The organism is Thermanaeromonas sp. C210 (genome assembly GCF_013167955.1).
Classification (GTDB): domain Bacteria; phylum Bacillota; class DSM-521; order Neomoorellales; family Neomoorellaceae; genus UBA12545.
In genome coordinates this window covers 645,631-671,354 of the sequence record NZ_BLWF01000001.1, presented here as the reverse complement: position 1 = coordinate 671,354, position 25,724 = coordinate 645,631, and the positions used below count along the sequence as shown (strand labels likewise).

General features: G+C 57.7%; 21 protein-coding genes and 2 riboswitches. Of the genes, 4 read left to right on the top strand and 17 right to left on the bottom strand.

The window, feature by feature from the left end; genetic code table 11:
- Positions 1–162: 162 nt before the first annotated feature.
- From TAMC210_RS03195 to TAMC210_RS03170, 6 genes are all read right to left on the bottom strand, one after another.
- A complete protein-coding gene (locus tag TAMC210_RS03195) occupies positions 163–543 on the bottom strand; it encodes a RidA family protein (RefSeq protein ID WP_173297337.1) in 381 nt (126 codons plus the stop codon).
- Positions 544–792: 249 nt separating this feature from the next.
- A complete protein-coding gene (locus TAMC210_RS03190) occupies positions 793–1,071 on the bottom strand; it encodes a hypothetical protein (RefSeq protein ID WP_173297336.1) in 279 nt (92 codons plus the stop codon).
- Positions 1,072–1,150: 79 nt separating this feature from the next.
- Positions 1,151–2,086, bottom strand: coding sequence for an ABC transporter permease (locus TAMC210_RS03185; protein WP_173297335.1), 936 nt, complete (start codon positions 2,084–2,086; stop codon positions 1,151–1,153).
- A gap of 3 nt (positions 2,087–2,089) precedes the next feature.
- Entirely contained in the window at positions 2,090–3,160 is a 1,071-nt protein-coding gene (locus tag TAMC210_RS03180; RefSeq protein ID WP_173297334.1) for an ABC transporter permease, read from the bottom strand.
- A complete protein-coding gene (locus TAMC210_RS03175) occupies positions 3,157–4,674 on the bottom strand; it encodes an ABC transporter ATP-binding protein (RefSeq protein WP_173297333.1) in 1,518 nt (505 codons plus the stop codon). The genes TAMC210_RS03180 and TAMC210_RS03175 overlap by 4 nt, the downstream gene beginning before the upstream one ends.
- 185 nt (positions 4,675–4,859) lie before the next feature.
- Positions 4,860–5,978, bottom strand: a complete 1,119-nt coding sequence (locus TAMC210_RS03170; RefSeq protein WP_173297332.1) for a BMP family ABC transporter substrate-binding protein — start codon at positions 5,976–5,978, stop codon at positions 4,860–4,862.
- Positions 5,979–6,191: 213 nt separating this feature from the next.
- A riboswitch (purine riboswitch) is annotated at positions 6,192–6,291 on the bottom strand.
- Positions 6,292–6,499: 208 nt separating this feature from the next.
- Between TAMC210_RS03170 and TAMC210_RS03165 the strand changes: the two genes are divergently transcribed.
- Entirely contained in the window at positions 6,500–7,483 is a 984-nt protein-coding gene (locus TAMC210_RS03165) for a 2-hydroxyacid dehydrogenase (protein WP_173297331.1), read from the top strand.
- 51 nt (positions 7,484–7,534) lie between these two features.
- Positions 7,535–8,710: a pyridoxal phosphate-dependent aminotransferase gene (locus tag TAMC210_RS03160; protein ID WP_173297330.1), complete on the top strand. Its 1,176-nt coding sequence runs from the start codon at positions 7,535–7,537 to the stop codon at positions 8,708–8,710.
- A 69-nt stretch (positions 8,711–8,779) separates the two neighbouring features.
- Here the strand turns inward: TAMC210_RS03160 and TAMC210_RS03155 are convergent, their stop codons facing one another.
- The 3 genes from TAMC210_RS03155 to TAMC210_RS03145 all read right to left on the bottom strand — a co-directional run bounded on the left by TAMC210_RS03155 (position 8,780) and on the right by TAMC210_RS03145 (position 11,801).
- Entirely contained in the window at positions 8,780–9,643 is an 864-nt protein-coding gene (locus tag TAMC210_RS03155) for an FAD binding domain-containing protein (protein WP_173297329.1), read from the bottom strand.
- A gap of 331 nt (positions 9,644–9,974) precedes the next feature.
- Positions 9,975–11,300 carry a putative aminohydrolase SsnA gene (ssnA, locus tag TAMC210_RS03150; RefSeq protein ID WP_173297328.1) on the bottom strand — a complete coding sequence of 442 codons (1,326 nt, stop codon included), beginning with the start codon at positions 11,298–11,300 and terminating at the stop codon, positions 9,975–9,977.
- 24 nt (positions 11,301–11,324) lie between these two features.
- The gene (locus TAMC210_RS03145; RefSeq protein WP_173297327.1) at positions 11,325–11,801 is read right to left on the bottom strand and encodes a (2Fe-2S)-binding protein; all 477 of its coding nucleotides are present in this window, start codon (positions 11,799–11,801) and stop codon (positions 11,325–11,327) included.
- Positions 11,802–11,869: 68 nt separating this feature from the next.
- A riboswitch (purine riboswitch) is annotated at positions 11,870–11,970 on the bottom strand.
- A gap of 137 nt (positions 11,971–12,107) precedes the next feature.
- Here TAMC210_RS03145 and TAMC210_RS03140 point away from each other — a divergent pair.
- Positions 12,108–13,010: a decaprenyl-phosphate phosphoribosyltransferase gene (locus TAMC210_RS03140; protein ID WP_173297326.1), complete on the top strand. Its 903-nt coding sequence runs from the start codon at positions 12,108–12,110 to the stop codon at positions 13,008–13,010.
- Positions 13,011–13,128: 118 nt separating this feature from the next.
- Here TAMC210_RS03140 and TAMC210_RS03135 read toward each other — a convergent pair whose 3' ends face one another.
- Together TAMC210_RS03135 and TAMC210_RS03130 are read right to left on the bottom strand one after the other, a co-directional pair.
- Complete coding sequence (locus TAMC210_RS03135; RefSeq protein WP_173297325.1) at positions 13,129–16,590, bottom strand: UvrD-helicase domain-containing protein; 3,462 nt, start codon at positions 16,588–16,590, stop codon at positions 13,129–13,131.
- Positions 16,574–17,668 (bottom strand): DUF1786 domain-containing protein, encoded by a 1,095-nt coding sequence (locus TAMC210_RS03130; protein ID WP_254388481.1) that lies wholly within the window; start codon positions 17,666–17,668, stop codon positions 16,574–16,576. Before TAMC210_RS03130 ends, TAMC210_RS03135 begins: the two co-directional genes overlap by 17 nt.
- 419 nt (positions 17,669–18,087) lie before the next feature.
- Here TAMC210_RS03130 and TAMC210_RS03125 point away from each other — a divergent pair, with 419 nt between their 5' ends.
- Entirely contained in the window at positions 18,088–18,825 is a 738-nt protein-coding gene (locus TAMC210_RS03125; RefSeq protein ID WP_173297324.1) for a sulfite exporter TauE/SafE family protein, read from the top strand.
- Positions 18,826–18,909: 84 nt separating this feature from the next.
- Here the strand turns inward: TAMC210_RS03125 and TAMC210_RS03120 are convergent, their stop codons facing one another.
- The 6 genes from TAMC210_RS03120 to TAMC210_RS03095 all read right to left on the bottom strand — a co-directional run bounded on the left by TAMC210_RS03120 (position 18,910) and on the right by TAMC210_RS03095 (position 25,724).
- The gene (locus TAMC210_RS03120; RefSeq protein ID WP_173297323.1) at positions 18,910–20,055 is read right to left on the bottom strand and encodes an iron-containing alcohol dehydrogenase family protein; all 1,146 of its coding nucleotides are present in this window, start codon (positions 20,053–20,055) and stop codon (positions 18,910–18,912) included.
- A gap of 13 nt (positions 20,056–20,068) precedes the next feature.
- Positions 20,069–21,775 (bottom strand): aldehyde ferredoxin oxidoreductase C-terminal domain-containing protein, encoded by a 1,707-nt coding sequence (locus tag TAMC210_RS03115; RefSeq protein WP_173297322.1) that lies wholly within the window; start codon positions 21,773–21,775, stop codon positions 20,069–20,071.
- An 82-nt stretch (positions 21,776–21,857) separates the two neighbouring features.
- The gene (locus TAMC210_RS03110; protein ID WP_173297321.1) at positions 21,858–23,084 is read right to left on the bottom strand and encodes an amidohydrolase family protein; all 1,227 of its coding nucleotides are present in this window, start codon (positions 23,082–23,084) and stop codon (positions 21,858–21,860) included.
- A gap of 62 nt (positions 23,085–23,146) precedes the next feature.
- Positions 23,147–24,109, bottom strand: coding sequence for a methenyltetrahydromethanopterin cyclohydrolase (gene mch, locus TAMC210_RS03105; protein WP_173297320.1), 963 nt, complete (start codon positions 24,107–24,109; stop codon positions 23,147–23,149).
- Between the two features lie 93 nt (positions 24,110–24,202).
- On the bottom strand, positions 24,203–24,781 hold the full coding sequence (locus tag TAMC210_RS03100) for a polysaccharide deacetylase family protein (protein ID WP_173297319.1): 579 nt from the start codon (positions 24,779–24,781) through the stop codon (positions 24,203–24,205).
- Positions 24,782–24,794: 13 nt separating this feature from the next.
- Positions 24,795–25,724 carry an ABC transporter permease gene (locus TAMC210_RS03095; RefSeq protein WP_173297318.1) on the bottom strand — a complete coding sequence of 310 codons (930 nt, stop codon included), beginning with the start codon at positions 25,722–25,724 and terminating at the stop codon, positions 24,795–24,797.

The following is a 25,724-nucleotide window of genomic DNA, read 5'->3' as shown; positions in this document are numbered from 1 at the left end:
TTGAACAAGATGTGGGCCTGCTCGATTGAAAGATACCAGTTCAAGAGCCCCGGCGCGGCCCCCCGCCACATTAACGGAACCGTCGGAGGGCCGGCGCCTCGGGTATGAGGGGCAACTCCCTGTTTAAGGTAGGGCGAGCGGAAGGCCGTTCTAGCTATTTTCCTAAACCACCGCTATGGCCTCTATCTCCACCAAGACATCCTTAGGCAGCCGGGCCACTTCTACGCAGGAGCGGGCCGGCGGTTCTTTAGTGAAATAACGGCCGTAAACCTCGTTGACGACGCCGAAATCCTCCATATCCTTAATGTACACCGTCGTCTTTACTACCTGCTCCAGGCCAGCCCCTGCTGCGGCCAAAACGGCCTTAAGATTTTCTAACACCCTTTCCGCCTGCTCCGCCACTCCCCCGGGCACTATCTGCCCGGTAGCCGGGTCAAGGGGAATTTGTCCCGAAGTAAAAATAAGGTTTCCCACTTTTATGGCCTGTGAATACGGCCCTATGGCGGCCGGTGCCCGGTCGGTGTTAATAACCGTCTTGTCCATTTTACAACCCCCTCCTTTCCCGTGTTCTGGTGCTCTGAAGGAGGCTTTCCACCGGTTCATGCTCAAAGTATTCAACGCCAGCCTAAATTTTCCTGCTACTTATTAAAATATTTTTGTAATCCTTGTTAATAAATTATACTCCTCGGCGGCCAAGGAAGCAGGCACGGAAGGCGCCGGGGCACCAACGAAAAATCCCAGCTTTCGCTGGGATGCCTATGGGGGACAGCCCGCCCCCGGGAGCCAACCCCCTCACGGGCCCGGCCGGGAAAAGGCTATACCCTTCTGCTGCAGGAGATAATCGATAAAAGAAGGCGATATGCGGGCCGGATCATACACTATCTTTACCCTTCCTGTATCCGGCACCAGTACCTCTATTTCCTTCACCAGGGCCCCCAGGGTTTGGTACACCTTCTCCCAAACCCTGGGATCCCTGATATGGGGAATGGTATACACCAGTTCCTCCAGCCTTCCCGGCCGGTACCCCTCTTTCCTCGCGTCGATCCACACCCTTACCCGCGGCTCTTTCATCACTCGCCCTCCGGCCTGCGGCCTATAATTTCTACGCTAATATTCTATGCCGCAGGCGGCCCCGTGAACACCCCAAAGGCTATCGTTCTTCGCGGTCGTAAGGAATGGCCAGGGCTCCGGGTGCCCCGATATGCTTCACGAGGGTCTGGCGGGTGGCGATGACCAACACAATGATGGTAAGAATATAGGGCAGCATTTTTAAGAAAAAGGATGGGATGGAGATGGTAGTTGCCGCCTGCAGGGTGTAAGCCAGGGAGTCTACTCCCCCGAAGAGATAAGCACCTAAGAGGGCCCGCAAGGGGTCCCAGACGGCAAATATAACCAGGGCCACGGCTATCCATCCCCTGCCGGCGGTCATGTTCTCCAGCCAGCTCGGCGCATAAGCCAGGGAAAGATAGGCGCCGCCGGCGCCGGCCAGCATGCCGCCCAGGATGACGTGGAGGTAACGCAAGGCGAAAACGTTAACCCCCAGGGCATCTGCCGCCCCCGGATTCTCCCCTACCGCCCTCACGTTCAGCCCGGGCCGGGTTCGGTACAGGTAATACCAGATTAGGGGAATCAGAACATAGGTGATATAGACCAGAGGATCGTGGCGAAAAAGGACCGGGCCCAAAATGGGTATCTCGGAGAGACCGGGTATGGGCACTGCCTTGAAGCTGACCGGCAGGGCAACTCCCACATAGGGCTTGCCCAAGAAGCCGCTCAACCCGGTACCGAAGAGAGTCAGGGCCAACCCGGTCACTACCTGGTTAGAACGCAGGGTAACGGTCAAAAAAGCGAAGATGGCAGCCGACGCTCCAGAAGCCAGCATGGCGGTTACAAAGCCCAGCCAGGGGTTGGCGGTATGGACGGCCACCATGAAGCCGGTTACCGCCCCCACCAGCATCATTCCTTCGACCCCCAGATTTAAGACCCCCGCCCGCTCGGCTAAAATTTCACCCACAGCGGCGTAGAGTATAGGGGTCCCGGCGATAATGGCCGCCGCTAAAGCAGCCACCCATACAGAATTTTCCATAGTTTATTCTGCTACCTCCTTGCCGCGAAAGTGCAGGCGATAGCGGGTCAGAATCTCGCCGCCCAGCACAAAGAATAGGATGGCGCCCTGCAGCATGGACACCGTCGCCGCCGGCACTCCCATAGTTTGTACACTGTAACCTCCTACAATGAGTCCCGCAAACAGGAAGGAAACCAGGATCACGGTAGCCGGGTGAAGTTTGGCCAGCCAGGCAATAATAATGGCCGTGTAACCGTAACCCGGAGAGATGGCATGCTGGAGGCGGTGGGTAACGCCGGATACTTCGCTCATGCCGGCCAAGCCCGCCAGGGCTCCGCTCAAGAACATTACCAGGATAATGTTCCTCTGTATATTCATCCCCGCGTAGCGGGCCGCCTTCACACTTTCGCCGATGACCCGTATTTCATATCCCCACCGCGTGCGCCACAGGATGATGGTCAACAGTACCCCCGCTATCAAAGCGAAGACCAACCCAAGGTGCACCCGCGTCCCCGGTATGGTAGCCAGGGTGGCCGCTTGGGCAAAAGGAGCGGTAAGGGGGAAATTGAACCCTTGGGGATCCTTCCAGGGGCCGTAAACCAGGTAGTCCACCCAGAGGATGGCTACGTAGTTCAGCATTAGGGTAGTAATGACCTCGTTCACCCCCCACTTGGCCCGGGGTATGGCCGCCACCACGGCCCAGAGGCCTCCTAATAAGCAACCGACGATAAACATAGCCGGTAACATAATATGTGGCGGCAAGTGGGGAAAGGTAAGGGCCACCCAAGTGGCGCCAAAAGCGCCCATATAGAACTGCCCCTCGGCGCCGATGTTCCACAGGAGCATGCGGAAGGCGACCGAGACCCCGAGGCCGGTCAGCATCAAGGGTATAGCCTTTACCACGGTTTCCGAAATACCGTACCTGGAGCCTGTCACACCCTTCAGCATGCTCTGGTAAACTTTCCAAGGATCAAAACCCGTCGCAGCCAGGAAAATTGCCCCCAGTCCCAGGGCTAAGATGACGGAAAGGATGGGAATTACCACGGCCATCCACGGAGACGGTTGCAATCGCTTTTCCCACGTAATCCAGGTCATGCACTCACCTCCATTCTTTTAGCTCCGGCCATCATCAAGCCTATATCCTCGATATTCGCCTCTGCAGTGGGCACTACGCCCATAATCTCACCCTCGTACATGACGGCAATGCGGTCGGCCAGGCGGAATAGTTCTTCCAGGTCCTCGGAAATCAATAGAATGGCCGTACCTGCCGCCCGCTGCTCCAGCAGGAGGCGCTGGACCGTTTCGGTCGCCCCGATATCCAGACCCCGGCTGGGATAGACTGCCAGCAGCAAGCGCGGCCGGCCGGAGATCTCCCGCGCCAGCAGGAGGCGCTGCAAATTGCCGCCGGACATCAACTTGACGGGGGCGTCCAGCCCGGCCATTTTCACTTCGAAACGCTCCACCAGCTGGGACGCCCACTGGCGGGCGGCTTTCCGGTTGAGCAACACCCTACCCCACCGCGAGTGGCGGTATTCCTTCAGGAGGAGATTGTCGACGGCTCCCAAATTAGGGACCAGGCCCATGCCCAGGCGGTCCTCCGGAACAAAGCCCACGCCGCTTTGAATCACGCGGCAGGGATCACACTGTCCCAGGTTCTTGCCGGCCACGGTAACGGCGCCCTCCAGGCAGGGCCTCAGCCCGGCAATCACTTCCACCAATTCACGCTGGCCGTTGCCGGCCACGCCGGCAATGCCTAAGATCTCACCCGCCGCAACGGATAAGTCTACACCCTTCAAGGCCAGGAGGCCTTTATCGTTGAGGGCTTTTAACCCTTTGATTTCTAAAACGATTTCCCCTTTGGAGGATTCTGGCCTTTCTCTCTGCCAGCTCACATCGCGGCCCACCATCATCCGGGCCAGTTCTTTTTCGGTAGTATCCTCTTTTCTGACCGTGGCCACCGTCCGGCCGCCCCGCAGGATGGTAATGGTATCGGCCGCCTCCATGACTTCCTGCAATTTATGGGTGATGAAGATTACAGCACAGCCCTCGGCAGCCATTTTTTTAAGGGTACCGTAAAGATCCCTTGCTTCTTGGGGTGTCAGGACCGCCGTCGGTTCGTCCAGTATTAGTACCCGGGCGCGGCGGTACAAGAGTTTAATAATCTCCACCCGCTGCTGTTCGCCCACGGAAAGCTGCCAAATCCGGGCTTGGGGGTCTACCTGCAGGCCGTAGTTCCGGGATACCTCCGCTATCTCCTCGGCCAGCCTGTTTAGATTAAGCTTAAGCCCCCCTTTTAAGCCCAGGGCTACGTTCTCCGTTACGGTGAAGGGAGATACCAGCCGGAAATGTTGGTGCACCATGCCGATTCCGGCCTCAATGGCGTCACGGGGCGAGCGGAAATTGACCTTGCGCCCGTCAATGTAGATCTCTCCTGCATCCGGGCGGTAGAGGCCGGTCAGAATACTCATTAAGGTGCTCTTCCCGGCACCGTTTTCCCCTAAAAGGGCGTGGATTTCCCCGGCGCGTACGGTTAAGTTCACATCGTCGTTGGCCACCACGCCGGGAAAAACTTTCCGGATGCCCCGCATCTCCACAAGAGGTGCTGCCATGCCGAAGCCTCCCGTTCCAGACTCTCAGAGCTAGAATTCGCTATGGGTACATGGATTCCTCCCGTTTTTCCGGTAATCTACAATTAAATTTTGGATATTTTATCATATGATACTTAAATCAAATTGTACTTGAAAGGCCGTAGGATTTATCCCACGGCCTCTCCTACGATAGTCCTTTCTGCTTATTATTTGGGAATATCTCCCTCCACGCCTTCCACAAACCAGTCGACGCCCAGGACTTCCTCGTGGCTCATTTTGCCGCCCTCCGGCACCCGGATCTTGCCGCTTTGATCCTTAATAGGACCTTGGAAAACGTAGAACTTGCCCTCTATAATCTCCTGCTTCTTCTTTTCTACCAGGTCGCGGACTTCCTGAGGTACAACATCGTTGAAGGGGGCCAGGTCCACAATGCCGTCCTTCATGGTTCCGTAGTATTGCTCGGGCTTCCAGGTACCGTTCTTCACGGCTTCCACGGTCTGAACATAGTAGGGACCCCAGTTCCAGATGGGAGCAGTCAGGGAAGCATCAGGAGCAAACTGGCGCATGTCGCAGTTATACCCGATGGCGTATTTGCCCCTCTCCTGGGCGGCCTGCTGGGGACCGGGGGTATCCTGGTGCTGGGCAATCACATCGGCGCCGGCATCCAGCAAGCTCAGCGCAGCTTGCTTCTCGGCGGCGGGATCGTACCACGTATTGGTCCACACTACCTTCACCTTCACATCCGGGTTGACCGAACGGGCTCCCAGGGTGAAGGCGTTGATACCGCGGATGACCTCCGGAATCGGGTGGGCCGCTACATAACCTAAAACATTGGTCTTGGTCATCTTCCCGGCCACCATGCCCGAGAGATAGCGGGGCTCTTCCATGGCGCCGAAGTAGGTACCTGCATTGGCTGCCGTCTTGTAACCCGAGCAGTGCATGAAGACCACGTCGGGATATTTCTCGGCCACTTTAATCACGTAATCCATGTAGCCGAAGCTGGTCGCAAAAATTACTTTGTTCCCCTCTTCGGCCAGCTGGGTCAACACCCGCTCCGCATCGGGTCCCTCGGGAACGTTTTCAATATAGGAGGTTTCCACCCAAGGCACTTTGTCTTCCAGGTATAACCTGCCCTGATCGTGGGTCCAGCTCCAGCCCGCATCCCCTGCGGGACCCACGTATATGAACCCTACCTTCATCTTCTCCTCTTGTTCTTGCTGCTGGCCCTGAGATGGCGTACTCTCGCCGCCGCCGCAACCGGCCAGCAGCCCCAGTGCGAGTAGCAGGACCACACCCGCCATCAAAATACGCGCGGCTTTCCTCATCCTCTTGCGCCGGAACCGCCTTACGGGCCCGGCTTTCACCTCCCGCCGTTTATTGTTAGGTTTCCCCTCGACGTCCAACCCCACTAACTTCCGAAAATAACAATCCTTCTTTCCCTCACCCCCCGACAAAGGTATCCCTCATGGGCATTATCTACTTCCGTTTTGTGCAACGCACTCAGGCCATAAAAAAACCAGACTGCCTGAACCACCTCACATACGAAGAATTAACTTCGTAGTCAGGTGATTCCGGTCACCTGGTAGAGACCCCCGGCCCCATTGCCGGGGTTATACGAAGCTGCCGTTACCACTGTTATGCTGTTTATGTAAATGTATAATTCGCCACAGAACTTCAAAATCCTGCTGTCCAGGGTTAGAAAGAATTAATTAATACTATAATTAATAATACTGTATTCTTGCAGCTTATGTTAAAGGAGATTGCATAGTAATGTCGAATAGACATTGAATACCACCTTAATAACAAAGCCGGCTCGGCAAACCGCGTTAAAAGGAGGAAGGAGACAATGAGCCAGTGGAAGGTCTATGTGACCCGCCCCGTACCTCAGCCGGCCATCGATCTGCTGGCCGAACGCTGCGAGGTAGAAGTTAATCCGGAGGACCGCGTCCTGTCTAAAGGAGAACTTATCGAAAAAATCAAAGGGCGCGACGGGGTTTTCTGCCTGCTTACAGACAAAATCGATGCTGAAGTAATGGATGCGGCCCCAGGAGTAAAGGTTTTCGCCAACATGGCCGTAGGCTACGACAACATTGACATCCCGGCCGCCACCGCCCGGGGAATTCTGGTCACCAACACGCCGGGGGTCCTGACCGAAGCCACCGCCGAATTCGCCTGGGCCCTCCTCTTCGCCGTGGCCAGGCGGGTGGTAGAAGCCGACAAGTTCATGCGGGCCGGGAAATACCGGGCCTGGGGGCCAATGCTCATGCTCGGCCAGGAAATACACGGTAAGATCTTGGGCGTCATCGGGGGCGGCCGCATCGGCACGGCCTTTGCCCGCCGGGCTAAGGGCTTTGATCTCAAGGTCCTGTATACCGACGTCCGGCCGAATGCCCAGTTCGAAGCCGAAACCGGGGGCCGTTTTGTGGATAAGGATACCCTCCTCCGGGAATCCGACTTCGTTTCCATCCACGTTCCCCTTACACCCTCCACCCGTCACCTGATAGGTGAGAGGGAGCTAAAGCTTATGAAAAAGTCGGCCATCCTCATCAATACCTCCCGGGGGCCGGTGGTAGATGAAGCCGCTCTGGTTAAGGCCCTCCGTGAAGGGGAAATATGGGGTGCCGGCCTCGATGTCTTTGAGAGGGAGCCCGAAATGGTTCCGGGTCTGGCCGAATTAGACAACGTGGTCGTTTGCCCCCATATCGCCAGCGCCACCTGGGAAACCCGGACCGCCATGGCTACCATGGCTGCCAGGAACCTTTTAGCCGCCCTGGAGGGTCAACTGCCGCCCCAGTGTGTAAATCCTGAAGCCTACAAGCAGGGCCGGTAGTTTCACCTTTGCCCACTGCCAAAACTCATATACAAGGGGGAATTCACCTTGATGGAAAGTCTTTTAGCCCGCCGCATGTTCGATCTGGGCACCGAAACCGCCTTTGAAGTCTTGGCCAAGGCCAAGGCCCTGGAAGCCCAAGGCAAAGAGGTCATCCACCTGGAAATAGGGGAGCCCGACTTCGATACCCCGCGGAATATTATTGATGCGGCCATTAAGGCCCTTAATTCCGGCTACACCCATTACACGCCGGCTCCGGGTCTTATAGAAATCCGCCAGGCCATTGCCGACTACGCCACCCGCCAGAAGGGCGTCCCCTATTCTGCCGAGGAAGTGGTGGTAGTACCGGGCGGCAAACCCATCATGTTCTTCAGCATCCTGGCCCTCGTCAATCCGGGAGAAGAGGTCATCTATCCTAATCCTGGCTTTCCCATTTATGAGTCCGTAATCCGCTTCGTAGGGGCTAGACCCGTACCCATTCCCCTCCGGGAAGAAAACGATTTTCGCCTGGATGTTGACGAGCTGGCTACCCTCATCACGCCCCGGACCAAGATGTTGATCATAAATTCGCCGGCCAACCCCACCGGCGGAGTCCTCACCCGCCGGGATGTGGAGCGCATAGCCGATCTCGTCCGGGGCAAGAACATCATCGTCTTGTCCGATGAAATTTACGATCGTATCGTGTACGACGGGGCGCAGCCGGTATCCATCGCCTCCTTACCGGGAATGAAGGATTGGACTATCATCCTCGACGGTTTCTCCAAGACCTACGCCATGACGGGCTGGCGCCTGGGATACGGCCTTATGCATAAAGAGCTGGCCGCCCGCATCGCCCAGCTCATGGTAAACTCCAACTCCTGCACGGCTGCCTTTACTCAGATGGCCGGCATCGAAGCCCTCACCGGGCCGCAGGATGCCGTGGAGGCCATGGTGGCCGAATTCAAGCGCCGGCGGGATATAATCGTTGACGGTCTAAACGCCATACCCGGCGTGAGCTGTAAGAAGCCGGTCGGCTCCTTCTACGTGTTCCCCAACGTCAAGTCCTTCGGCCGCCCCAGCAAGGAAATCGCCGATTTTCTCCTAGAAGAATGCGGTGTGGCCGCCCTGGGTGGCACCGCCTTTGGTGAGTACGGGGAGGGGTACCTGCGCCTCTCTTACGCCAACTCCGTGGAAAACATCCAGAAGGCCCTCAACCGCATAGAAGACGGCTTAAAGAAATTAAGATAAGAACGTTAAGAAGGCCCTCCTCCCCTTGGGGAAGAAGGGCCTTCTTTATCTTTTCCCACCTGGGCTCCTTCACTTATGCAACCTGGCCACAGCTTCTTCCAGGGCACGTAAGACCAGGACCCGGACCATTTTTTTACGATACTCCCGGGAACCCCTAAGCCGGCTGTCCCTGGGCTGGGCAAGGTCGGCGGCGATTCGCGCCGCCTCCAGCATCCTGTCCCGGCTCACTTCTTCGCCCACCAGGGCCTCTGCCGCTTCCCGGCACAGGAAGGGCCGGGGGGCCACCGGCGCCAGGCAGACCCGGGCCCTCTGCCACCGTCCATCCTTTACCTGTATCCGCACGGCGACATTGAGCATGGGCAGGGACAGGGCCCGCCGGGGAGAGAGCCGGACAAAGGCCGAGGCATCTCCCTCGCCCCATTTGGGCACCAGGAAACGCCACAACAACTCTCTGGCGCTGTCTACTCGGGAACGGCCCACCCCCTCATACAACTCCTCTACCGGTACACGTCTCGTCCCCCCGGGGCCGATTATCTCCGCCTCGGCTCCCAAGGCCACCAGGGCCACTGCCCCATCGGCCGCCGGCTGGGCGTTGACCACGTTCCCGGCCAGGGTACCTACATTGCGAATTTGGGGTGAGCCTACAGAAGCAGCTGCTTCGGCCAGGGCGGCAAGCTTCTCCCTCACCAGCTCTGAACTTGCCGCCCGGGCGTGGGTTACCCCGCCGCCCAGAATGATGTTATCCCCTTCTTCGGCAATCAGGTCCACTCCCGGGATCCGGGTGATATCCACCAGCACCCGGGGATGCAGCCGCTTATCTTTCACGTCCACCATGAGGTCTGTGCCGCCCGCGATAATCCGGGCATCTTCGTGGGCGGCCAGCATCTCCAAACATTCGCCGGGTGAGGCCGGAAAAAGATAGTCCGTTACCATCCCGTCATCCCCCCCTTTCGCCTAGCGTATCCCACTTTCGAGCCTAGGTCTGCTTGGCTTTCGCTCGCTCCAGAAACCCTCGCGGGCCAAACTATCACTCAGCCTCAGAGCTTAAGGCGGACTTCCCGGCAAATTCGACCTCCTGTCTCAGTTGCCGGCCTCGGCCGTCCATGGCCTCGGGTCCGCCTCCGCTTTCGACTTCGTAAAGTTTGGCAGCCGCTCCGCTTTAGCTCGCTTTCAAGCCAAGGCAGGCCTCTCCCGCAAAAAAGTGGGGATAGCTCAGCCCTTTCGCAGAACCCGGGCCGTACATTATTTAGGAGAATACCATTCATTAGAAGCGTTCCCACAGTTTGGCCGCAAGTTCCCTGGCTCGGGCCGCGATGGCCTCCTCATCCAGGTGGAGAAGCTTCCGCCCGCGCATGAGGACCTTACCACCGATAATGGTAGTATCCACGAGCCCTCCATGGAAGCCGAAGAGCAAATGGCCGTACCAGTTATCTGCGGTAAAGGGCGTAGGCGGTACATAGTCCACTAGAATAATATCCGCGTATGCCCCGGGAACCAGGCGTCCCAGAGGACGGGGGAAGAAGGCCTCCAGTATCCGGCTGTTGTTAGTGAAGGCCATGGCCGGTATTTCCGTCCACCCGGCGCCGGGGTCCCCGCTGGTAAACTTGCGCAGGACGTTGGCCACCTTAAGGGATTCAAACATGTCGCAAGTGTAGCCGTCGGTTCCCAGTCCTACCGTGACCCCCGCGGCCAGCATCTCTCCCACCGGAGCGCAGCCCACGGCGTTGCCCATGTTGGATTCCGGATTGTGGACCACGAAGGTGCCGGTTTCTTTGAGGATGGCGATTTCCCTTTCGGTTACATGGACACAGTGGGCCGCGATGGTCTTGGGACCCAGAATGCCGTGGTGGGCGAGGCGCTCCACCACCCGCTTGCCCGAGCGCGCCATGGAATCTTCTACGTCCTGGATGCCCTCCGCTACGTGGATATGGAAGCCGCAGTTGAGTTCCCGGGCGGCTTCCCGGCAGGCGGCCAGAGTCTCGTCGGACAAGGTGAAAGAAGCGTGGAGGCCGAAGGTGGCGGAAAGCAGACCTCCTCCGAGCCGGTATTTCTTAATGGCTTCCACGTTCTCCTCGATCCCCTGGCGGGCGATGTCTGCCCCGTCCCGGTCGGAAACTTCGTAGGCCAGGGAGGTACGAACACCCGCCTCTCGCGCCGCCCGGGCAATAGCCTCCAGGCTCCCCCTTACGGCCCGCGGGCTGGCATGGTGGTCCAAAATGGTGGTAGTCCCGCTTTTGATACAGTCGATCAAGGGCAGCAGGGCACTGTAATAAACGTCTTCCAGGGTGAGGGCTTTATCCAGCCGCCACCACAACCGCTCAAGGATTTCCAGGAAATTGGTGGGAGGGGCATCCTTTAAAGCCATGCCCCGGGCAAAGGTGCTGTAAAGGTGCATGTGGGTATTGGTCATACCGGGCATGATGAATTTGCCCCCGGCATCCAGAAATTCCGCTTCCGGGTATTGTTGCCTCAGCTGGGAAGTAGGACCGAGGGCCACTATCCGGTCGCCTTCGACGGCCACCGCACCTTCCGGATAATAGGGATTAGAGGGATCCAGGGTCAGGACAGGACCGTTACCTACTATAAGCATTAGCCTACCTCCTTGACTTATTTCCTAGCATTTTTCCTGTGCCAGGGCTTCGGCCGCCTTCTCCACGGCCTGGACGATTTTCACATACCCCGTGCAGCGGCAGAGATTACCCGAAAGGGCTTCCTTAATCTGCTCCCGGGAGGGATGGGGCTCCCGATCCAGCAGGGCCTTAGCGCTCATAATCATGCCTGGAGTGCAAAAGCCACACTGCACTGCCCCCTCCGAGATAAAGGCCTCCTGCAGGGGGTGTAGTTCCTCTCCCCGGGCCAGGCCCTCGATGGTGGTCACCTCCCTGCCTTCCGCCTTGGCAGCCGGAAACAGGCAGGCATTCACCGCCATCCCGTCCACGAGGACGGTACAGGCACCGCATTCGCCCTTACCGCATCCCTCCTTGGTCCCGGTCAAGGATAGATATTCCCGCAGCAATTCCAGGAGAGTAATGCCCGGCGGGGCCTGTACCTGTATCTCTCGACCATTAACCTTCAGGTTAAACCGCCGCATTTCCCGCCCCCCTTTGTCAGGATTTAAACCGAGCCCGCCAGATTATTAAAAAACCAGATGCCGTAAAACCATGAGGAACCCAACTTCGTAGTCGGGTGATTTACGGTCACCTGGTAGAGACCCCCGGACCCATTACCAGGGTTATACGAAGTAGTCTTTTAATAAATTCGCTACATTTTTCTTAAATCCTGCCGGTTCTATTAAATCTCATTTAAATTCGCCATGCTTCTCCAGGCCTCCTGTAATAGCTGCCTGGGAATGAGTTTACGCTAAAATGGAAAGCCTTCTGGTAGGAGGTTAAAAACTATGAGTTCTGTGGAAACCGGCAGCCTAGTCACGGCATCCCAGCGAAGATTATGGTACTACCTATTCCTCAGCCTCCGGCCCAAACAGTGGACCAAAAACACCTTCATCTTCGCCGCCCTGTTGTTTTCCCGGCAGCTGCTGGAAGTCCCCCTGCTGCTGCGCACCCTCCAGGCCTTTGCCATTTTCTGCTCCCTCTCCGGGGCGGTGTACCTCCTCAACGACATAGCAGACCGGGAAAGGGATCGCCTGCACCCCCGCAAATGTCTCCGGCCCCTGGCGGCAGGCCTTATCTCGCCCTGGCAGGCGGGAACGGCGGCCGCCTTTCTCCTCGTAGTTAGTTTAACCTGGGCCTTCTGGCTGGGATGGCAGGTGGGAGTGATAAGCCTTGCCTATGCCGCCCTGGTCATAGTTTACTCCTTCTACTTCAAGAACGTAGTTATCGTCGATGTATTTGTAGTAGCCTTCGGCTTCGTACTGCGGGTACTGGCCGGAGCTGCCTCTATCCAGACCCGGGTTTCGGCCTGGCTCCTGGTATCCATCACCCTCCTGGCCCTTTTCCTGGCCTTCGGCAAGAGGCGCCACGAGCTGGCCTCCCTGGAGAGCGCCAGCGAACACAGGGGTATCCTGGCGTATTATACTCTCCCCCTTCTGGACCAGTTAATTGCCACCGTCACCTCTTCTACGGTGGTGGTATACGCCCTTTATACTTCCCTGGGCACCGAAAATCATTCCCTGATGCTCACCATACCCCTGGTCCTCTTCGGCATATGCCGCTACCTCTATCTCCTGTACTCCCACCAGGGCGGGGGCGAACCCGAAACCCTAATACTGCAGGATAAACCGCTGGCCGCCACCATCCTGCTGTGGGTAGTCTCCTGCTTTTTCCTCCTCTACTATGGCTGAGTTATCCCCGTTTGGAGCCCGAACCTCCTTGCCTTGTGGCCGGGTTTAGCCCCTCGCTCCCGGGGTAAGCAGGCCTCCCAGCAAGAACTGGAGAAGTGCCGGCTTACGGGGAAGTTCATCAAAACAGGGTTAGTTGCTGACAGGCGCCTCCCCGGGTCCGGCTTCTAGTAGGCACTCGTTCCGCCCACTTCTTTCTCTCCAGGCAATCGGGCGGTATATCCAGCAAGAAGGGAGAAGGTTCGGTAAAAGTTTTAGACCCGAAAAGGGTCCTTCTCAAGGCGGATACCAGGACAAGCACCTCCCGCGCCCGGGTCAGCCCTACATAAAAGAGACGACGTTCCTCCTCCAGGGCTTCTTTCGGGAGATCTTCTCTGCCCCGGAGTGGGATGAGCCCATCTTCTACCCCGGCAATAAATACTACAGGGAACTCCAACCCCTTGGCGGCATGGAGGGTCATCAGGGTAACCGCCTCCGACGATGAGGCGTTTTCCCCCCGGCGTTCTAAATCGGCTTCCCGGACGGCTCCAATCGCCCGCAGAAAGGAAAAAAGATCGCGGAACCCGGAAGCCACCCGCAGCAGCCGCTTAAGGGGCTCCTTTGCTTCAACTTCATATTCCTCTATCCACCGGGACATCAAAGCTGCTGGAGGTTCTATAGCCGCCAAGGAGCGGTAGACCTCTATATTCTTTTTAAGGGCTAGCAGTTTGGGATTGGGCCCCGTCAGATTCTCCTCTATGATTTTCCAGGCCGGCTTCCCCGTCCGGGCTCCGGCCTCCCGGATTCCCCTTAGCTCCCCCTGACTCACCTTCCAGGGTTCGGTGCTCAACAGGCGATAGAGGTGAAAATCGTCTTCGGGATTGACCACGCACCAGAAGAAGGACAGTACCTTCCGCACGGTGCGGTCTTCCAGAAAGCTTTCCCGACCCACCACCCGGTAAGGTATCCCTTCCTTTAAAAAGCACTCCTCCAGGACCTCACCTTGCAGGCTCGTGCGGAAGAGCACTGCTATATCTCCAAAGCCCAGGTTTCCCGGGGCTTCCAGGCCATCTTCCCCGGGAGGCCCCGCATACTGGCCATGGGCCTGCAACATGGTGGTACCGCCCACCAGCCGGCCAATTTCCCTTACAATAGCTATTCCTTCGGAAATCTCACCGGGTACCTCCAGGTGCCGGATCTTCGGGCCGCCCTGCCTTACGGCCACCGGACCTCCCGTGTTGTGCCCCACCACCGCCGAAGCAGCCCGGAGGATGACGGGAGTAGAGCGGTAATTCAAGGAAAGCCGTATGGTCTGGGCTTGGGGGAAATCCTCCTTGAGCTTCCAGAAAAACCGGTGGTCTGCCCCCCTGAAGCCGTAAATAGCCTGGTCCGGGTCGCCTATGACAAAAAGATTCCTCCCCTTCCCGGCCCAGAGCCTGACCAACTCGTACTGGACGGCATTAACATCCTGAAATTCATCTACCAGCAGGTGGGTAAAACGTTGCCCATAAACGTCGGTGCAACTTTTCGTCAGCTTAAGGGTCTCCAGGAGAACATCATCGTAATCCAGGACACCATAATCTGCCATTCTGTCCTGGTAGGCCTTATAAATTACGCGTAGTTCTTCCGGAACTCCATGGGATAAAGGACTAAGGCCCCGGCTTTTGAGAAAGGAAATCATCCGCTGGATCTTCAGTACATCCCGGCGCCCGGGACGCGGGACCTCTTTCAGGATTTCCTCCAGAACGGTGCGAGTGTCCACTTCATCCAGCAAGGTTACCTCGCGATCAAGGGCTGGGGCCCCGCTACGATTATTTATCCGGTAATTCCGAAGTATTTCCATACAAATACTGTGGAAGGTCCCCACCGTTAAAGCCTCAATTCCCGGGATATCGCCCATAAGCTCCGTTACGCGCTGGCGGATCTCGGAAGCCGCCTTATTGGTAAAGGTGACGGCAGTGATCTGTCCCGGGGCCACACCCCGTTGACCCAGGAGATAAGCGATGCGGTGTACCAGGGTTTTGGTCTTGCCCGTACCCGGGCCGGCAATTACGATAACCGGCCCTTCTTCGGCGGTGACTGCCGCCTGCTGTTCCCGGTTAAGGCAGGCCAAAAGGTCTCGCCCTCCGGTCGCCGACCCCGGAAGGGTCTCCGGGAAGGGCACGTCCGCAGGATGTTCCCGCGAGGCCAGGGCCAGTCTCTCCTCGGCTTCCGCCCGGCTGGTCGGGGCACCCATCGTACCCCGGCCGGTCTTCTTACGACCGCCGGTTCCCGGACCCGCCCCCTGGCAGGAGTCCTCAAAGAGGGCAGCCTGGCCGGGAAACGCCCCTCTTTCTTCCGGCGTAAGTAAAATTATCTTGCCGTACTCCCCGTCAAAGCCGGGTAAAACCTCCACTTCGCCTGCCCTTATCCGCCGTACGGCTTCGGCTACCAGGCTCCCACCGATCTTTTCTATCTCTTCCAGGGGAGCTTTCCGCAAAACGACCAGTTCCGGGCCCAGCCGGCGGAGGAGGGAGAAATAACGCTGCCAGACTTGTTTAGAGGCCACGCCTACTCCCAGAGCGGAGGCGATTGCCTCCGGCAGGGGAACAAGGCTCTCGTAATGCTTCACCCCCGAAGGCCTAACCCCCTCTTCCCTATCGGCCAGCTCTTCCACCCGGTGCAAAACCCCTACCGTGACCTTCCGGACGCATACGGGGCACACCCCTCCGGCCTCCCGGGTCTGGGAGGGCCTCCAGCGGACATTACAGGCCCGGTGCCCGTCGTAATGATACTTACCTTCTTCCGGGAAAAACTCCAGGGTGCCCACCAGACCGGGGTGTCCGGGTTCCGCGAGAGCCCGGTAGATAGCCTCGTAAGAAAGCTCGGTATCGAAGATGTCGGCTTCCCGGGCCAAATGGCGGGGGGAATGGGCGTCCGAATGGGAAACCAGGGCGAAACGGTCCAGCATGGACAAACGCCAGTTCATGGGCGGGTCCGAAGAAAGGCCGGTTTCCACCGCACAAATATGGCCCGTGAGGTCCTCAAAACATTCCTCTATATGGTCGAACCCCGAATTGGCCCCTAAGAGGGAAAAATGGGGAGTCCAGATATGGGCAGGTATCAAAAGGGCCCGGGGACAAACCTCCAGGGTAATCTCCAGCAGCCGCCGTCCGTCCAGGCCCAGGATGGGGCGTCCGTCGGAGGCGAGGTTACCTATAGCCTCCAGCCGGTGGCTGAGTTCCTCGGCCGCTTGCAGGCTGGGCAAAAGAATGAGATGGTGGATTTTACGCACCCGTCCGCCCTTTTTATAGATGGTACTGATCTCGCCGGAAACCATAAACCGCACCGGGGAGTGCGGGGACAGAACCGCCAGGGGACCTCCCGGGCCTTCGGCTTCCCTTAGCTGCCGGCATAACTCCTCCTTAAGCCGGTAAAGACCCTCCTCGGCGGGCTCCAGCTTGCTCTTTAGTTCCTCGCGCCAGGCCGGATGGGTAAAATCGCCCGTCCCCACCACGGTCACACCTTTATAGACCGCCCAGCGGTATAGTTCTTCCGGCTTGGCCTCCTTACTGGTAGCGCGGGAATAATGGGAGTGGATATGAAAATCAGCTACAAATTGCACCGTCCCTCTCCTTCCCTTGGAGGGCCAGACAGAGGCCGAAGCAGCCAGCCAACATCATGTTGCCGTAGGGTACGGCTTCGTAGTAGCCTAACTCCCTCGCCAGCCCTCGCTGGGGACCGATGACCGCCACCCGCCGGTATGCCGCCCGGGGGCGGTAGCCGGGGTCGATGACGCCACCGTGGCCTCCGTCACCGTACACCTGCTCGTTGGTGAGCCTCCCCTGCTGCAGCAGGTCAACCATTGCCGCCAGCTTGGAAGGATCCACGAGGGCGGTATGGTGCTCAAAAAGGCCCCACACCCTTTCTCCCTCCAGGAGGACGCCCACCGTGTGCTGGTTGCCCAGATTGAGTACCGTGACTCCTTCCGCGGCCCATTGTTTCACCCGCGCGTCAGCCAGGGCGCCCCAGATGGCAGCTGCGGCCGTGTCCGTCACCAGGATTTCATACCCGGCCGGGGCGGAACTCTGGATGGCCAGGAGGCGAGTGAAGTAAGCCGGCGCCTGGTGGTACAACAGTTCCTTAATCTGGCCCCCGGCGGCAACGAAGTTCCTCCAGTGCTGGAACCGGAAGGCGCGGTTGCTTACTCCGGCAGGTGCCTCTCCGTGGTCCTGGGCCGCCACCAGTATAAGAGGCGGCAGTTCCACTCCGTAGGGAGCCAGGGCGCGAGCCAGGAGGGGTAGATCCAGGTCCCGCGTTTCCACTACCACAGCCTCTCCTTCCGGCTCCTCCCCTACCCGGATGCCCATCTGCCGCACTTCTTCCAGGTTGTCTCGCACCGTGCGCGCCGCCTGGGGCTCGGCATAAACAGGCAGCCCCTCCTGCAGGTGCTCCTGCAGGGCCTTTACCACCGCCCCGCCTCCCATTATAGTGCCCTTCAGCCACACGGCCTTTGTACTGGCCGTGGCCGCCCGGACGCGCCGGGCTGCCACCACGGTGGGGGATGGAAGCACCAACTGCACGCACCCCTCCACCGGAATCCCAGGAGTATAGAGTAAAATGTCCTGGGTACCGCCGCCGATGTCCAGGGCTAGAACAGGCCGCTCTCCCAGGGCCGCTTCGCCCTTAATCTCCTGGTACACCCCTTTCCCTCCTACTTCCGCCGGGGCCGGATACTTAACGGCCGGGGAAAAGTTCGTCTACCGCTAGCAGGTAAACTTATCCTCTGTCGAGTATTATAACAGAGCCCGGTGCGGGCCCACAAGGACCGGGGGCTCCGGCGGCAGCACGGGGTCACACCGCCTTGGAAAACGGCGTAGGCTAAATGCAGTTGCCGGGAACCGCCTATGAGGGATGATGCATAAAGGTAGGAGAAGAAGGGGGTCGAGGATATTTGGGTTTTCTTCTGAGTTGTGATATACTGTCCTTGGCGGGGGTAACCTCCTTCATGCGGGGATCATCCATTAGGGTTCGTCCCAGAGGAGGTTAGGGCAACCGCCTTCTTTCTTTTCCCCGGTCTTCGGGCCAACCCCCTTAAGAAGATGGCCAAGGGAGGACCGTTATGCCCGGGAACCTTGTTTCATGGTTTGGAGCGGCCATTATAGTATGCCTGGCCGCCGCCCTCCAAGGAATAACCGGTTTCGGATTTGCCCTTATATCCGTTCCCCTTTTATTCCTGGTTTACGATCCCCACACTGCAGTAGGAATTAATATCATTATTTCTTTTTTCTCCCTTCTCGTTTTGACTATACGCGTCCGCCAAGCAGTGATACGTCCCGCGGTATTAAATCTTTTTTTCGGCAGCCTGGTAGGCATACCTTTGGGAGTTTATATTTTTCTCCATTTTAATGTACAGGAATTAAAATTGATGACAGGCATCGTTACTGCCCTGTGTAGCTTAATGCTTTTAAGGGGTGTAACAATTAAAAATGCTACCGGTACGTTATGGGAGAGAATTATCGGTAGCATTTCCGGTTTCCTGACCGGAAGTATCGGCATGCCGGGACCGCCCATTATCCTGTTCCTAAGCAATCAGCATTTACCCAAAGAACGTTTCCGCGCCACTAGCGCTGCCTATTTCACCCTAGTATATCCTGCCAGCCTCCTGCTTTTGATCTCTCTGGGGGGCATTAATGCTCATGTCGCCCTAACTGCCCTTACCTTAATCCCCTTCGCCGTGTTAGGCGGATATTTGGGCTACCGCCTGTTTCCTTTAATACCCCAGGCCCAGTTCCAGCGCGGTGTACCCTTGCTGGTGCTGGGTACGGCAATTTATGCGGTTTTTACTTCACTGCCTTAAGGCCGCCGTGCTCCTCGCCGGCGATCATGTGCTAGCCTTTACGCACCCGGGGGGTGGTTTAAGCCTCGGCTAAGGCGGGCGGGGCTAACCCTTCAGGAAGACCTTGCGCAGAATGGCCTCGCAGGCGGCCGGCGTGACGGGCCGGGGATTGGCACGGGCGATGAACATGGCCGCGGCCTCCCGGGCAAACCGGGGTATATCCTCCTCTTGTTGCAGATAAGCCGCCAGGTCACCGGGCAGCTCCAGGTCCTGAAGGAGCTGCCGCACCGCTCCCACGGCCTCCTTAGCCTCTGTCCGCACATCTCCCCCCGCCTTCCTGCCCAACAGGGAAGCTACGCAGGCGTACTTTTCCGGGACGGCCACCAAGTTATACTCCATTCCCCACGGGAGTAGCACCGCATTGGCCAGGCCGTGGGGTATGTCGTAGTAGCTGCACAAGGGGCCGGCCAGGGCATGAACGATACCTAGGCCGGCCTGGTCCATAGCCGCACCTGCCAGGGTACTGGCCAGGGCCACGCTTTCCCGGGCTTTTAAATCGTCGCCCACCGCAAAAGCCCGGCGCAGGCTTTGCCCGAGGAGCCTTATGGCTTCTACAGCCCACGCGTCAGTCACCGGATTGCTTCCCCGGGCCGCCAGGGCTTCCACGGCATGGGTCAGGGCATCCATGCCGGTGATGGCCGTAACAAAGGGGGGCAGCGTAATCATGAGTTCAGGATCTATAAATGCCGCCGTCGGCAGGAGCCGCTCACTGTTGATACCCTTTTTTGTATTACGATCGATTATTACCGCTACCTGGGTAACTTCGCTGCCCGTACCTGCAGTGGTGGGAACTGCATACAGGGGCACTCCGGGTACGGCGAAGGGCTTCCCTTCCCACTGGTATTCCTCCAGCCGCCCGCCGTTAGTAAGGAGGACGCTGACCACCTTGGCCACATCCATGGGACTGCCCCCGCCCAAGGCGATCACCGCGGTGGCCTCAAACCGGCGCGCCGCCTCCAGGGCGTTTTCTACGGTAGCAGCCCGCGGGTTGGGCTGGATCTCGCTAAAGATCTCCCAGCGGGCACCCGTACCGGCCAGGACCTCCTCTATTTTCCCCGCCGTACCGCTCTTAACTAAACCCTCATCAGTAATTACTATTACCCTGTCTTGGGCTCCCACGAACCCCGCCAGCTTCTGCCGGGCACCGGTACCAAAATAAAGCCTGGTGGGCAGATAAAAGCTATGCACCACATTACTTACCCCCTCAAAGGGCGGGCAAGTCCCGCCAAAAATCCTGAAGTTCTTCTGATGGTATGTCCCATATAAGATCATAAGGCCCCAGTTTTTCTTCGCGCATAAACGCCGGCATTTCCTCAGCTTCGGGCAGCCCGGCCTCCCGGTTGAAGGCCACTTCCAGGGCAATAACCCGGGCCCCCAGCTGGGAGAGATAGTCCGGCCCCAGCTCGGTCCCGTAGTACGCGTTCAGCAGGGCACTTACTTTCTCGGGATAGGGCCCGGTGGCCGAGAGCAAGAAGGCACAAAGCCCTAAGGCATCGTAAGCTGCACGGCTGAGCTGCATCCGGTAGGAGAGTTCCTTTTGCCCGGTGCTAGCATGATGGTCCACCGGCGCAAATACGGTGAGACCCGCCGTGTGGTCGGCTCCCATGGGCGAGGTGGCATAGGTTATGCCGGTACCCTTTACTCCCCTGGGGTCGTAGGCCGAAATGGCCTGGTTCTTTACCGCCGGCACACGCTCTATACCCAGCGCCAGCCCGCAAAAGGCAGCGCCCATACCGGCCAGCCTGCCTACCAGCGTACCCCGGTAGATTTCTAAAATAATCTTCTCCAGGCCGGCCACATCCCCGAACCGGGCCAATCCGGCTTCGGCCATTACCCCTAAAGCCGCTCCTACCTCTATGGTGTCCACTCCCAGGTCGTTGCAGTAATAATTCCACCTGGCTATGGCATCCAGGTCACCCACTCCCAAGTTGGATCCCATAAGCCCCAGGGTTTCATACTCCAGGGGGGCTACCACCTCCCTGCCGTCGGGGCCCGGCACGGCATTGGAACAGCGGATCAGGCAGGAGGCCATGCAGCGCTCCGTGTGCCTCCCGGCGCCTCCCCGCTCCTTGATAAGGTTGTACAGGGCACGTCCGTCTATCTTGTCCGCCTGTTCAAACCTGCCCTCCCGGAAATTTCGGGTAGGTAGGGCCCCCAGGGCCTGCACCAAACCCATGGTTTCCGCCGTGCCGTATTCGGCCAGAACTTTGGCCCTCTCGCTGGTGGCTATAATGCGGTGGAATTCCTTCTTCGCCGTCATAGCCCTAGCAGGGTCGGCGGGCCGTATGGTTTCACCCTGCGGTGCCGCAAGGAGGATGGCCTTTACCCGCTTGCTTCCCATCACCGCCCCGACGCCGCCGCGGGCGGCTATGCGGCTCGGACGGCCGTATATGTCACTAACGGCCACCCCCGAAGCCCATAGTTTCCTTTCGCCGGCCGGGCCCAGGGTAATGAAAGCGTATTCCTGGCCGAATTCCTCGCGAAGCCGCCGCGCGACTTCGTAGTTACCCTTGTCCAGGTAGGGTGCAGCGGGAAGGAAGCTCACTTCTTTTCCATCAATGATTAAGATTACCCACTCCGGCGATTGGCCTTCCAAGACGATGGCGCTCAAGCCTAGGCGGGCCAGGGCATCCGCCGCGGTACCACCCGCATTGGCCTCCTTGATGCCTCCGGTCAGAGGGCTTTTGCAGCCTACGGACAGCCTCCCGGCACTCGATATCCCCCGCCCCGCCAGGGGGCCGCAGGCCAGTACCAGTTTGTTCTCTGCCGACAGCGACCCACAACGGGGCGGTACTTCTTCCCGGACTATCCAGGACGTCAGATAACGCCCCCCTGCAGGCCCTTCAACCTCCAACCTTTCCTCGCCGTAGGTCTTTCCGCCGAGATCGATCCGCAGAATCTTGACGTCCATAAACCACCTTCCACCTTTCCTTTCATCCCTGCCTACTCCCAAGAACCCCGGCGGTCAAGGCCTCTCTCCCGCATGCCTCAAGTTATGGGCACGTCTCCACCATCTTACCTTCCCGCGCGACTATGCGACCGCGGTGAATTACGAGGGTTCTTCTTGCCTGGGAAAGCACTGCCTCGACGGCATCAGGGGCTTCCAATACTACAATGTCTGCATAGTTCCCCGGCGCTAGGCCATATTCCTGGAGGCCCATCACTTTCGCCGCCCGATAAGTGCCCATCTCCAGCACTTCTAGGATGCCCTTCCGGTACCCTTTCTGAATTACCTGGGCCGTAAACAGAGCTTCCTCCAGCATATCCCCATTGCCGAAGGGCCGGAAAGGGTCCCGAACGTTATCGGAGGCATAGGCCACATTTACACCTGCCTGCAAAAGTTCATTAACCATGGTGACGCCCCGCCGGATGGGCTGGGGGTCCCGACGCCCCATCAGGAACATATTACAGGACGGGAGGGTGACCACGTTAAGACCGGCATCCCTTACTTTACCTATAATGCGGTCGGCCACCGCCTGGGGTACGGCGGCAAGAGAACAGCAGTGGCTTGCCGTAACTCTCCCTTGCATACCTTCGACCAAAGTCTTTTCGGCCAGGTACTCCAGCACATCGGCATTAGGTTCATCACTTTCATCCACGTGAAAATCAATGGGTACGCTATACTCCCTGGCCAACGTAAACATCTCATCAATAAAAGTGCGCCCATCCGGGTGTAGGTTAGGACACCCTCCGAGCACGTCGGCCCCTGCCGCTAGAGCCTGGATAATTAATTTCTTCACATGCAGGGCATCTCCTCCTCGGAAGCTAGGAAAAATCACTACCTGGATCTCAAGCTTTCCCCGCAGGCGCTCCCTCAACGCCAAGAGGGGTCGGAGGGCCTTAAGGCCCTGGCGTGAATCCACAGTTGTATGGGTACGCAGCGCCCCTGTACCATAAGCCACAGCCCTTTCGGCCGCCATCATAGCCCGCTGATAGATATCCTCCTCGTCGGCCTGTTCGAAGTAATGCATAAAGTTGTCAATAGCTTCTTCCAAGGTGCCGCTCTCGTTAGTTATCTTGTCCATAGTCCAGGCTTTGTCGAGGTGAATATGGCAGTCTACAAAGGCCGGAAGTATGGTTCTCCCTCCCACGTTTATTACCTGCCGGGCCTCTGTCGGTAGATTGGGACCGACGGCTACGATGCGTTCCCCCTGGATGGCTACATCTTTACCGACGTCTTCGCCACACAGATGGGCGTTCTTAAGCAATAAGTCTACCATAGCCGTACTCCCTCTCCGGCAAACATAGTGCCGCCTCGTGCCTCGCCCTTCCGAATTCCGACTCAGTCAAAAAGCGACTGCTTAAGCATGTCTTCGCGCAGCTGTCCAGCCCGGAAGGTGCGTCCCGAGGAAACATTCATGATTTCATAGAAGGCAATAGTGTGGATGTCTTTGTCTACCTTGTAGAAGTCCCGGTCAGCAGCCTCAAAAAGTTCCAAGAAAGGCGTCCCAAATAAACGGGAAGCACTCAAAGGCAGCTGGTCTATAACCTGCTCGATCTCTTCGTCCGTACAGTCGACCACATATCTAACCATACCTCCATAAAGTAAAGAGGTATTAGTACGGTCCATAGCCTTGAGCTCGTCCCGTATGGGGGGTGGAATCGGGCAGGATCCCATGCCACTAATAACTTTGCTTATGTCGAACCCTTTACGTACCATGCGCCACATGCTGGCCTCTACGGTCCGGGAACATACCTGTATGCTCCCCACCAGACTGCCGGTGCGGGCGGCCAAGATGTAGACGTTCTCTACCGGAATCTGACACGCTTCAGCAATGGATTCAGCCAGAGACGCATCAGGCAGTTCGGTAGTCTGGGCAGCAAAAACTGCCGCATGGTGGATGTCCTTATACGACCAGGCTTGGGCAAAAATATCGTTACGCGCAATGGCACGTGCAGGCCCCGACCCTATGGGAATGATGTAGCCGGGAATGTCTTTCCCCGGCAGTTTCCATCCGGAAAACTGGGAGGAAAGACAGGCCTCCTGAGGATGATCAATATACACGTCTATGGAGGGCAGGTCGATTGCACCCAGGGAGAATCGGCCGAAGCATGCCTGTCCCAGTCCTCCGATGGTGGCTTCGACGAACAATTGACCCGCCAGCCAGCCGCCCGGTACTTCTACTCCCATATCGATAACCATAGCCCCATTGGCAAGGCGTATAACCTTGCAGTTCAGTTCCTCGGCTCTAGGGATAATCTTTTCCCGGACGATCCTGACGGCTTCTTGGTTGACGCTGAACATAGAAGCTATTCCTCCTTTTTTGTTTATATGTAATATTTGTTTGTACGCCTATGGATATTGTGTTGCGCCGTTGTCTCTGACCCGCCTCCTGGCTTACTTGATAATTCCCCGCCGACCCAGTTCAGAAACAGTTTTAAACTCAAAGCCTTTCCTTTTCAGGGCAGGTATTACTATCTCGAGGGCCTCCGGAACCCAGGGAACGCGATCATGAAAGACCACCACACAGTTGTCGCGTACCTGCTCCAGCACCCTTGCGGCCAGACTGGCAGAATCAGGACCTTCCCAATCTCTTATGCTGAAGGTCCAAAGCACTATATCGTAGCCCATCCCTAAAGCAAGGTCCCGCACCCCGTCGGTCAGCCTCCCGCCAGGTGGCCTCAGCAGCCGCGTAACCACCCCCAGCTCTCCCCTTAGCACCGCGTCGGCTCGAAGTATTTCTTCTTGGCATTCTGTTAAACTCAACTCATCGAAGTTGCGGTGGGAAAAGGAGTGGTTACCTATTTCGTGGCCGGCATTTTTTACTGCCATAGCACACTCCTTTTCCTTTAGGACCCTGTGCCCCTCCATGAAAAAAGTGGCCCTTATCCTGTGAGCCTCCAGGGTCGCCAGAATATTGTAAGTCCCTGGAGGGTTGGGAGCGCCGTCAAAGGTCAGGGCAATCCGTCTTTCCAAAGTTCTTTTCACCTCATTCCTTCACATAGGCCTTGCCCAGGGATGCCGGTCGCCTGACCCGGCCGATCATGCCGGCGAGGGCGAGCATGGTGAGCAGATAGGGGATCATCTCCACAACCTGGTAAGGCACCTTGACCCCCAGAACCTGCATCTGCATTTGCAAGGCAGTAGCGGCTCCGAAAAGGAAGCAGGCCCCCATAACTCCCCAGGGATTCCATTTCCCAAAGATAACCGCCGCCAGCGCTATCCAACCGCGCCCGTGGCTTATATCTTCCAAAAAGCGGCTAACCTGAGTTAGGGTTAGAAATCCCCCGCCCATGGCGGCTAGCATACCGCTCACAACCGCAGCTGCGTAACGAACACGGACCACATTAATGCCTGCGGTATCCGCCGCGGCCGGATTTTCTCCTGCGGACCGAAAGGAGAGGCCCGTCGCAGTGTGATAGAAAAACCACCACGAGAGGACCACCAAAAGTAACGCCAAGTACACCAGCAGGTTATGCTCAAAGAGGATCGGGCCCAGGACTGGGATATCGGCCAGAAGGGGAATTTTAATGGTCGGAAACAAGGCTACCTCAAGAGATCCTTCACCGGCACTTAATATGCGGTACAGGTAGTTGGTTAGACCTAAGTAAAAGATATTCACTCCTATGCCAAAGACCATTTGGCTGGCCCTCAAGCCTACTGCAAAGTACCCCATAACCAGGCCGGTAAGGGCGCCGATGCAGAGAGCAAAGATCACACCTACCCATACGCTACCTCCCACGAGGGTTCCGAGGTACCCGAAAAAGGCGCCGGCCAGCATCATACCTTCTAGGCCAAAGTTGAAGATGCCTACCTTCTCGGCAAAAACGCCGCCTAAGGCGGTGTAAAGCAATGGTGTCATCATCCTTATGGACATTACGGCCCAAGAAACTAAAGCTATGCCCAAACTGCCTTCCAT

Excerpts from the sequence above, each read along its gene's own strand:
- TAMC210_RS03115 (WP_173297322.1), bottom strand. The coding sequence starts at position 21,775 with ATGGACGTCAAGATTCTGCGGATCGATCTCGGCGGAAAGACCTACGGC.
- mch (WP_173297320.1), bottom strand. The coding sequence starts at position 24,109 with ATGTTCAGCGTCAACCAAGAAGCCGTCAGGATCGTCCGGGAAAAGATT.
- TAMC210_RS03125 (WP_173297324.1), top strand. The coding sequence starts at position 18,088 with ATGCCCGGGAACCTTGTTTCATGGTTTGGAGCGGCCATTATAGTATGC.
- TAMC210_RS03170 (WP_173297332.1), bottom strand. The coding sequence starts at position 5,978 with ATGAGGAAAGCCGCGCGTATTTTGATGGCGGGTGTGGTCCTGCTACTC.
- TAMC210_RS03140 (WP_173297326.1), top strand. The coding sequence starts at position 12,108 with ATGAGTTCTGTGGAAACCGGCAGCCTAGTCACGGCATCCCAGCGAAGA.
- TAMC210_RS03175 (WP_173297333.1), bottom strand. The coding sequence starts at position 4,674 with ATGGCAGCACCTCTTGTGGAGATGCGGGGCATCCGGAAAGTTTTTCCC.
- TAMC210_RS03145 (WP_173297327.1), bottom strand. The coding sequence starts at position 11,801 with ATGCGGCGGTTTAACCTGAAGGTTAATGGTCGAGAGATACAGGTACAG.
- TAMC210_RS03195 (WP_173297337.1), bottom strand. The coding sequence starts at position 543 with ATGGACAAGACGGTTATTAACACCGACCGGGCACCGGCCGCCATAGGG.
- TAMC210_RS03095 (WP_173297318.1), bottom strand. The coding sequence starts at position 25,724 with ATGGAAGGCAGTTTGGGCATAGCTTTAGTTTCTTGGGCCGTAATGTCC.
- TAMC210_RS03190 (WP_173297336.1), bottom strand. The coding sequence starts at position 1,071 with ATGAAAGAGCCGCGGGTAAGGGTGTGGATCGACGCGAGGAAAGAGGGG.
- TAMC210_RS03185 (WP_173297335.1), bottom strand. The coding sequence starts at position 2,086 with ATGGAAAATTCTGTATGGGTGGCTGCTTTAGCGGCGGCCATTATCGCC.
- TAMC210_RS03110 (WP_173297321.1), bottom strand. The coding sequence starts at position 23,084 with ATGGTAGACTTATTGCTTAAGAACGCCCATCTGTGTGGCGAAGACGTC.
- ssnA (WP_173297328.1), bottom strand. The coding sequence starts at position 11,300 with ATGCTTATAGTAGGTAACGGTCCTGTCCTGACCCTGGATCCCTCTAAT.
- TAMC210_RS03180 (WP_173297334.1), bottom strand. The coding sequence starts at position 3,160 with ATGACCTGGATTACGTGGGAAAAGCGATTGCAACCGTCTCCGTGGATG.
- TAMC210_RS03155 (WP_173297329.1), bottom strand. The coding sequence starts at position 9,643 with ATGGTAACGGACTATCTTTTTCCGGCCTCACCCGGCGAATGTTTGGAG.
- TAMC210_RS03165 (WP_173297331.1), top strand. The coding sequence starts at position 6,500 with ATGAGCCAGTGGAAGGTCTATGTGACCCGCCCCGTACCTCAGCCGGCC.
- TAMC210_RS03160 (WP_173297330.1), top strand. The coding sequence starts at position 7,535 with ATGGAAAGTCTTTTAGCCCGCCGCATGTTCGATCTGGGCACCGAAACC.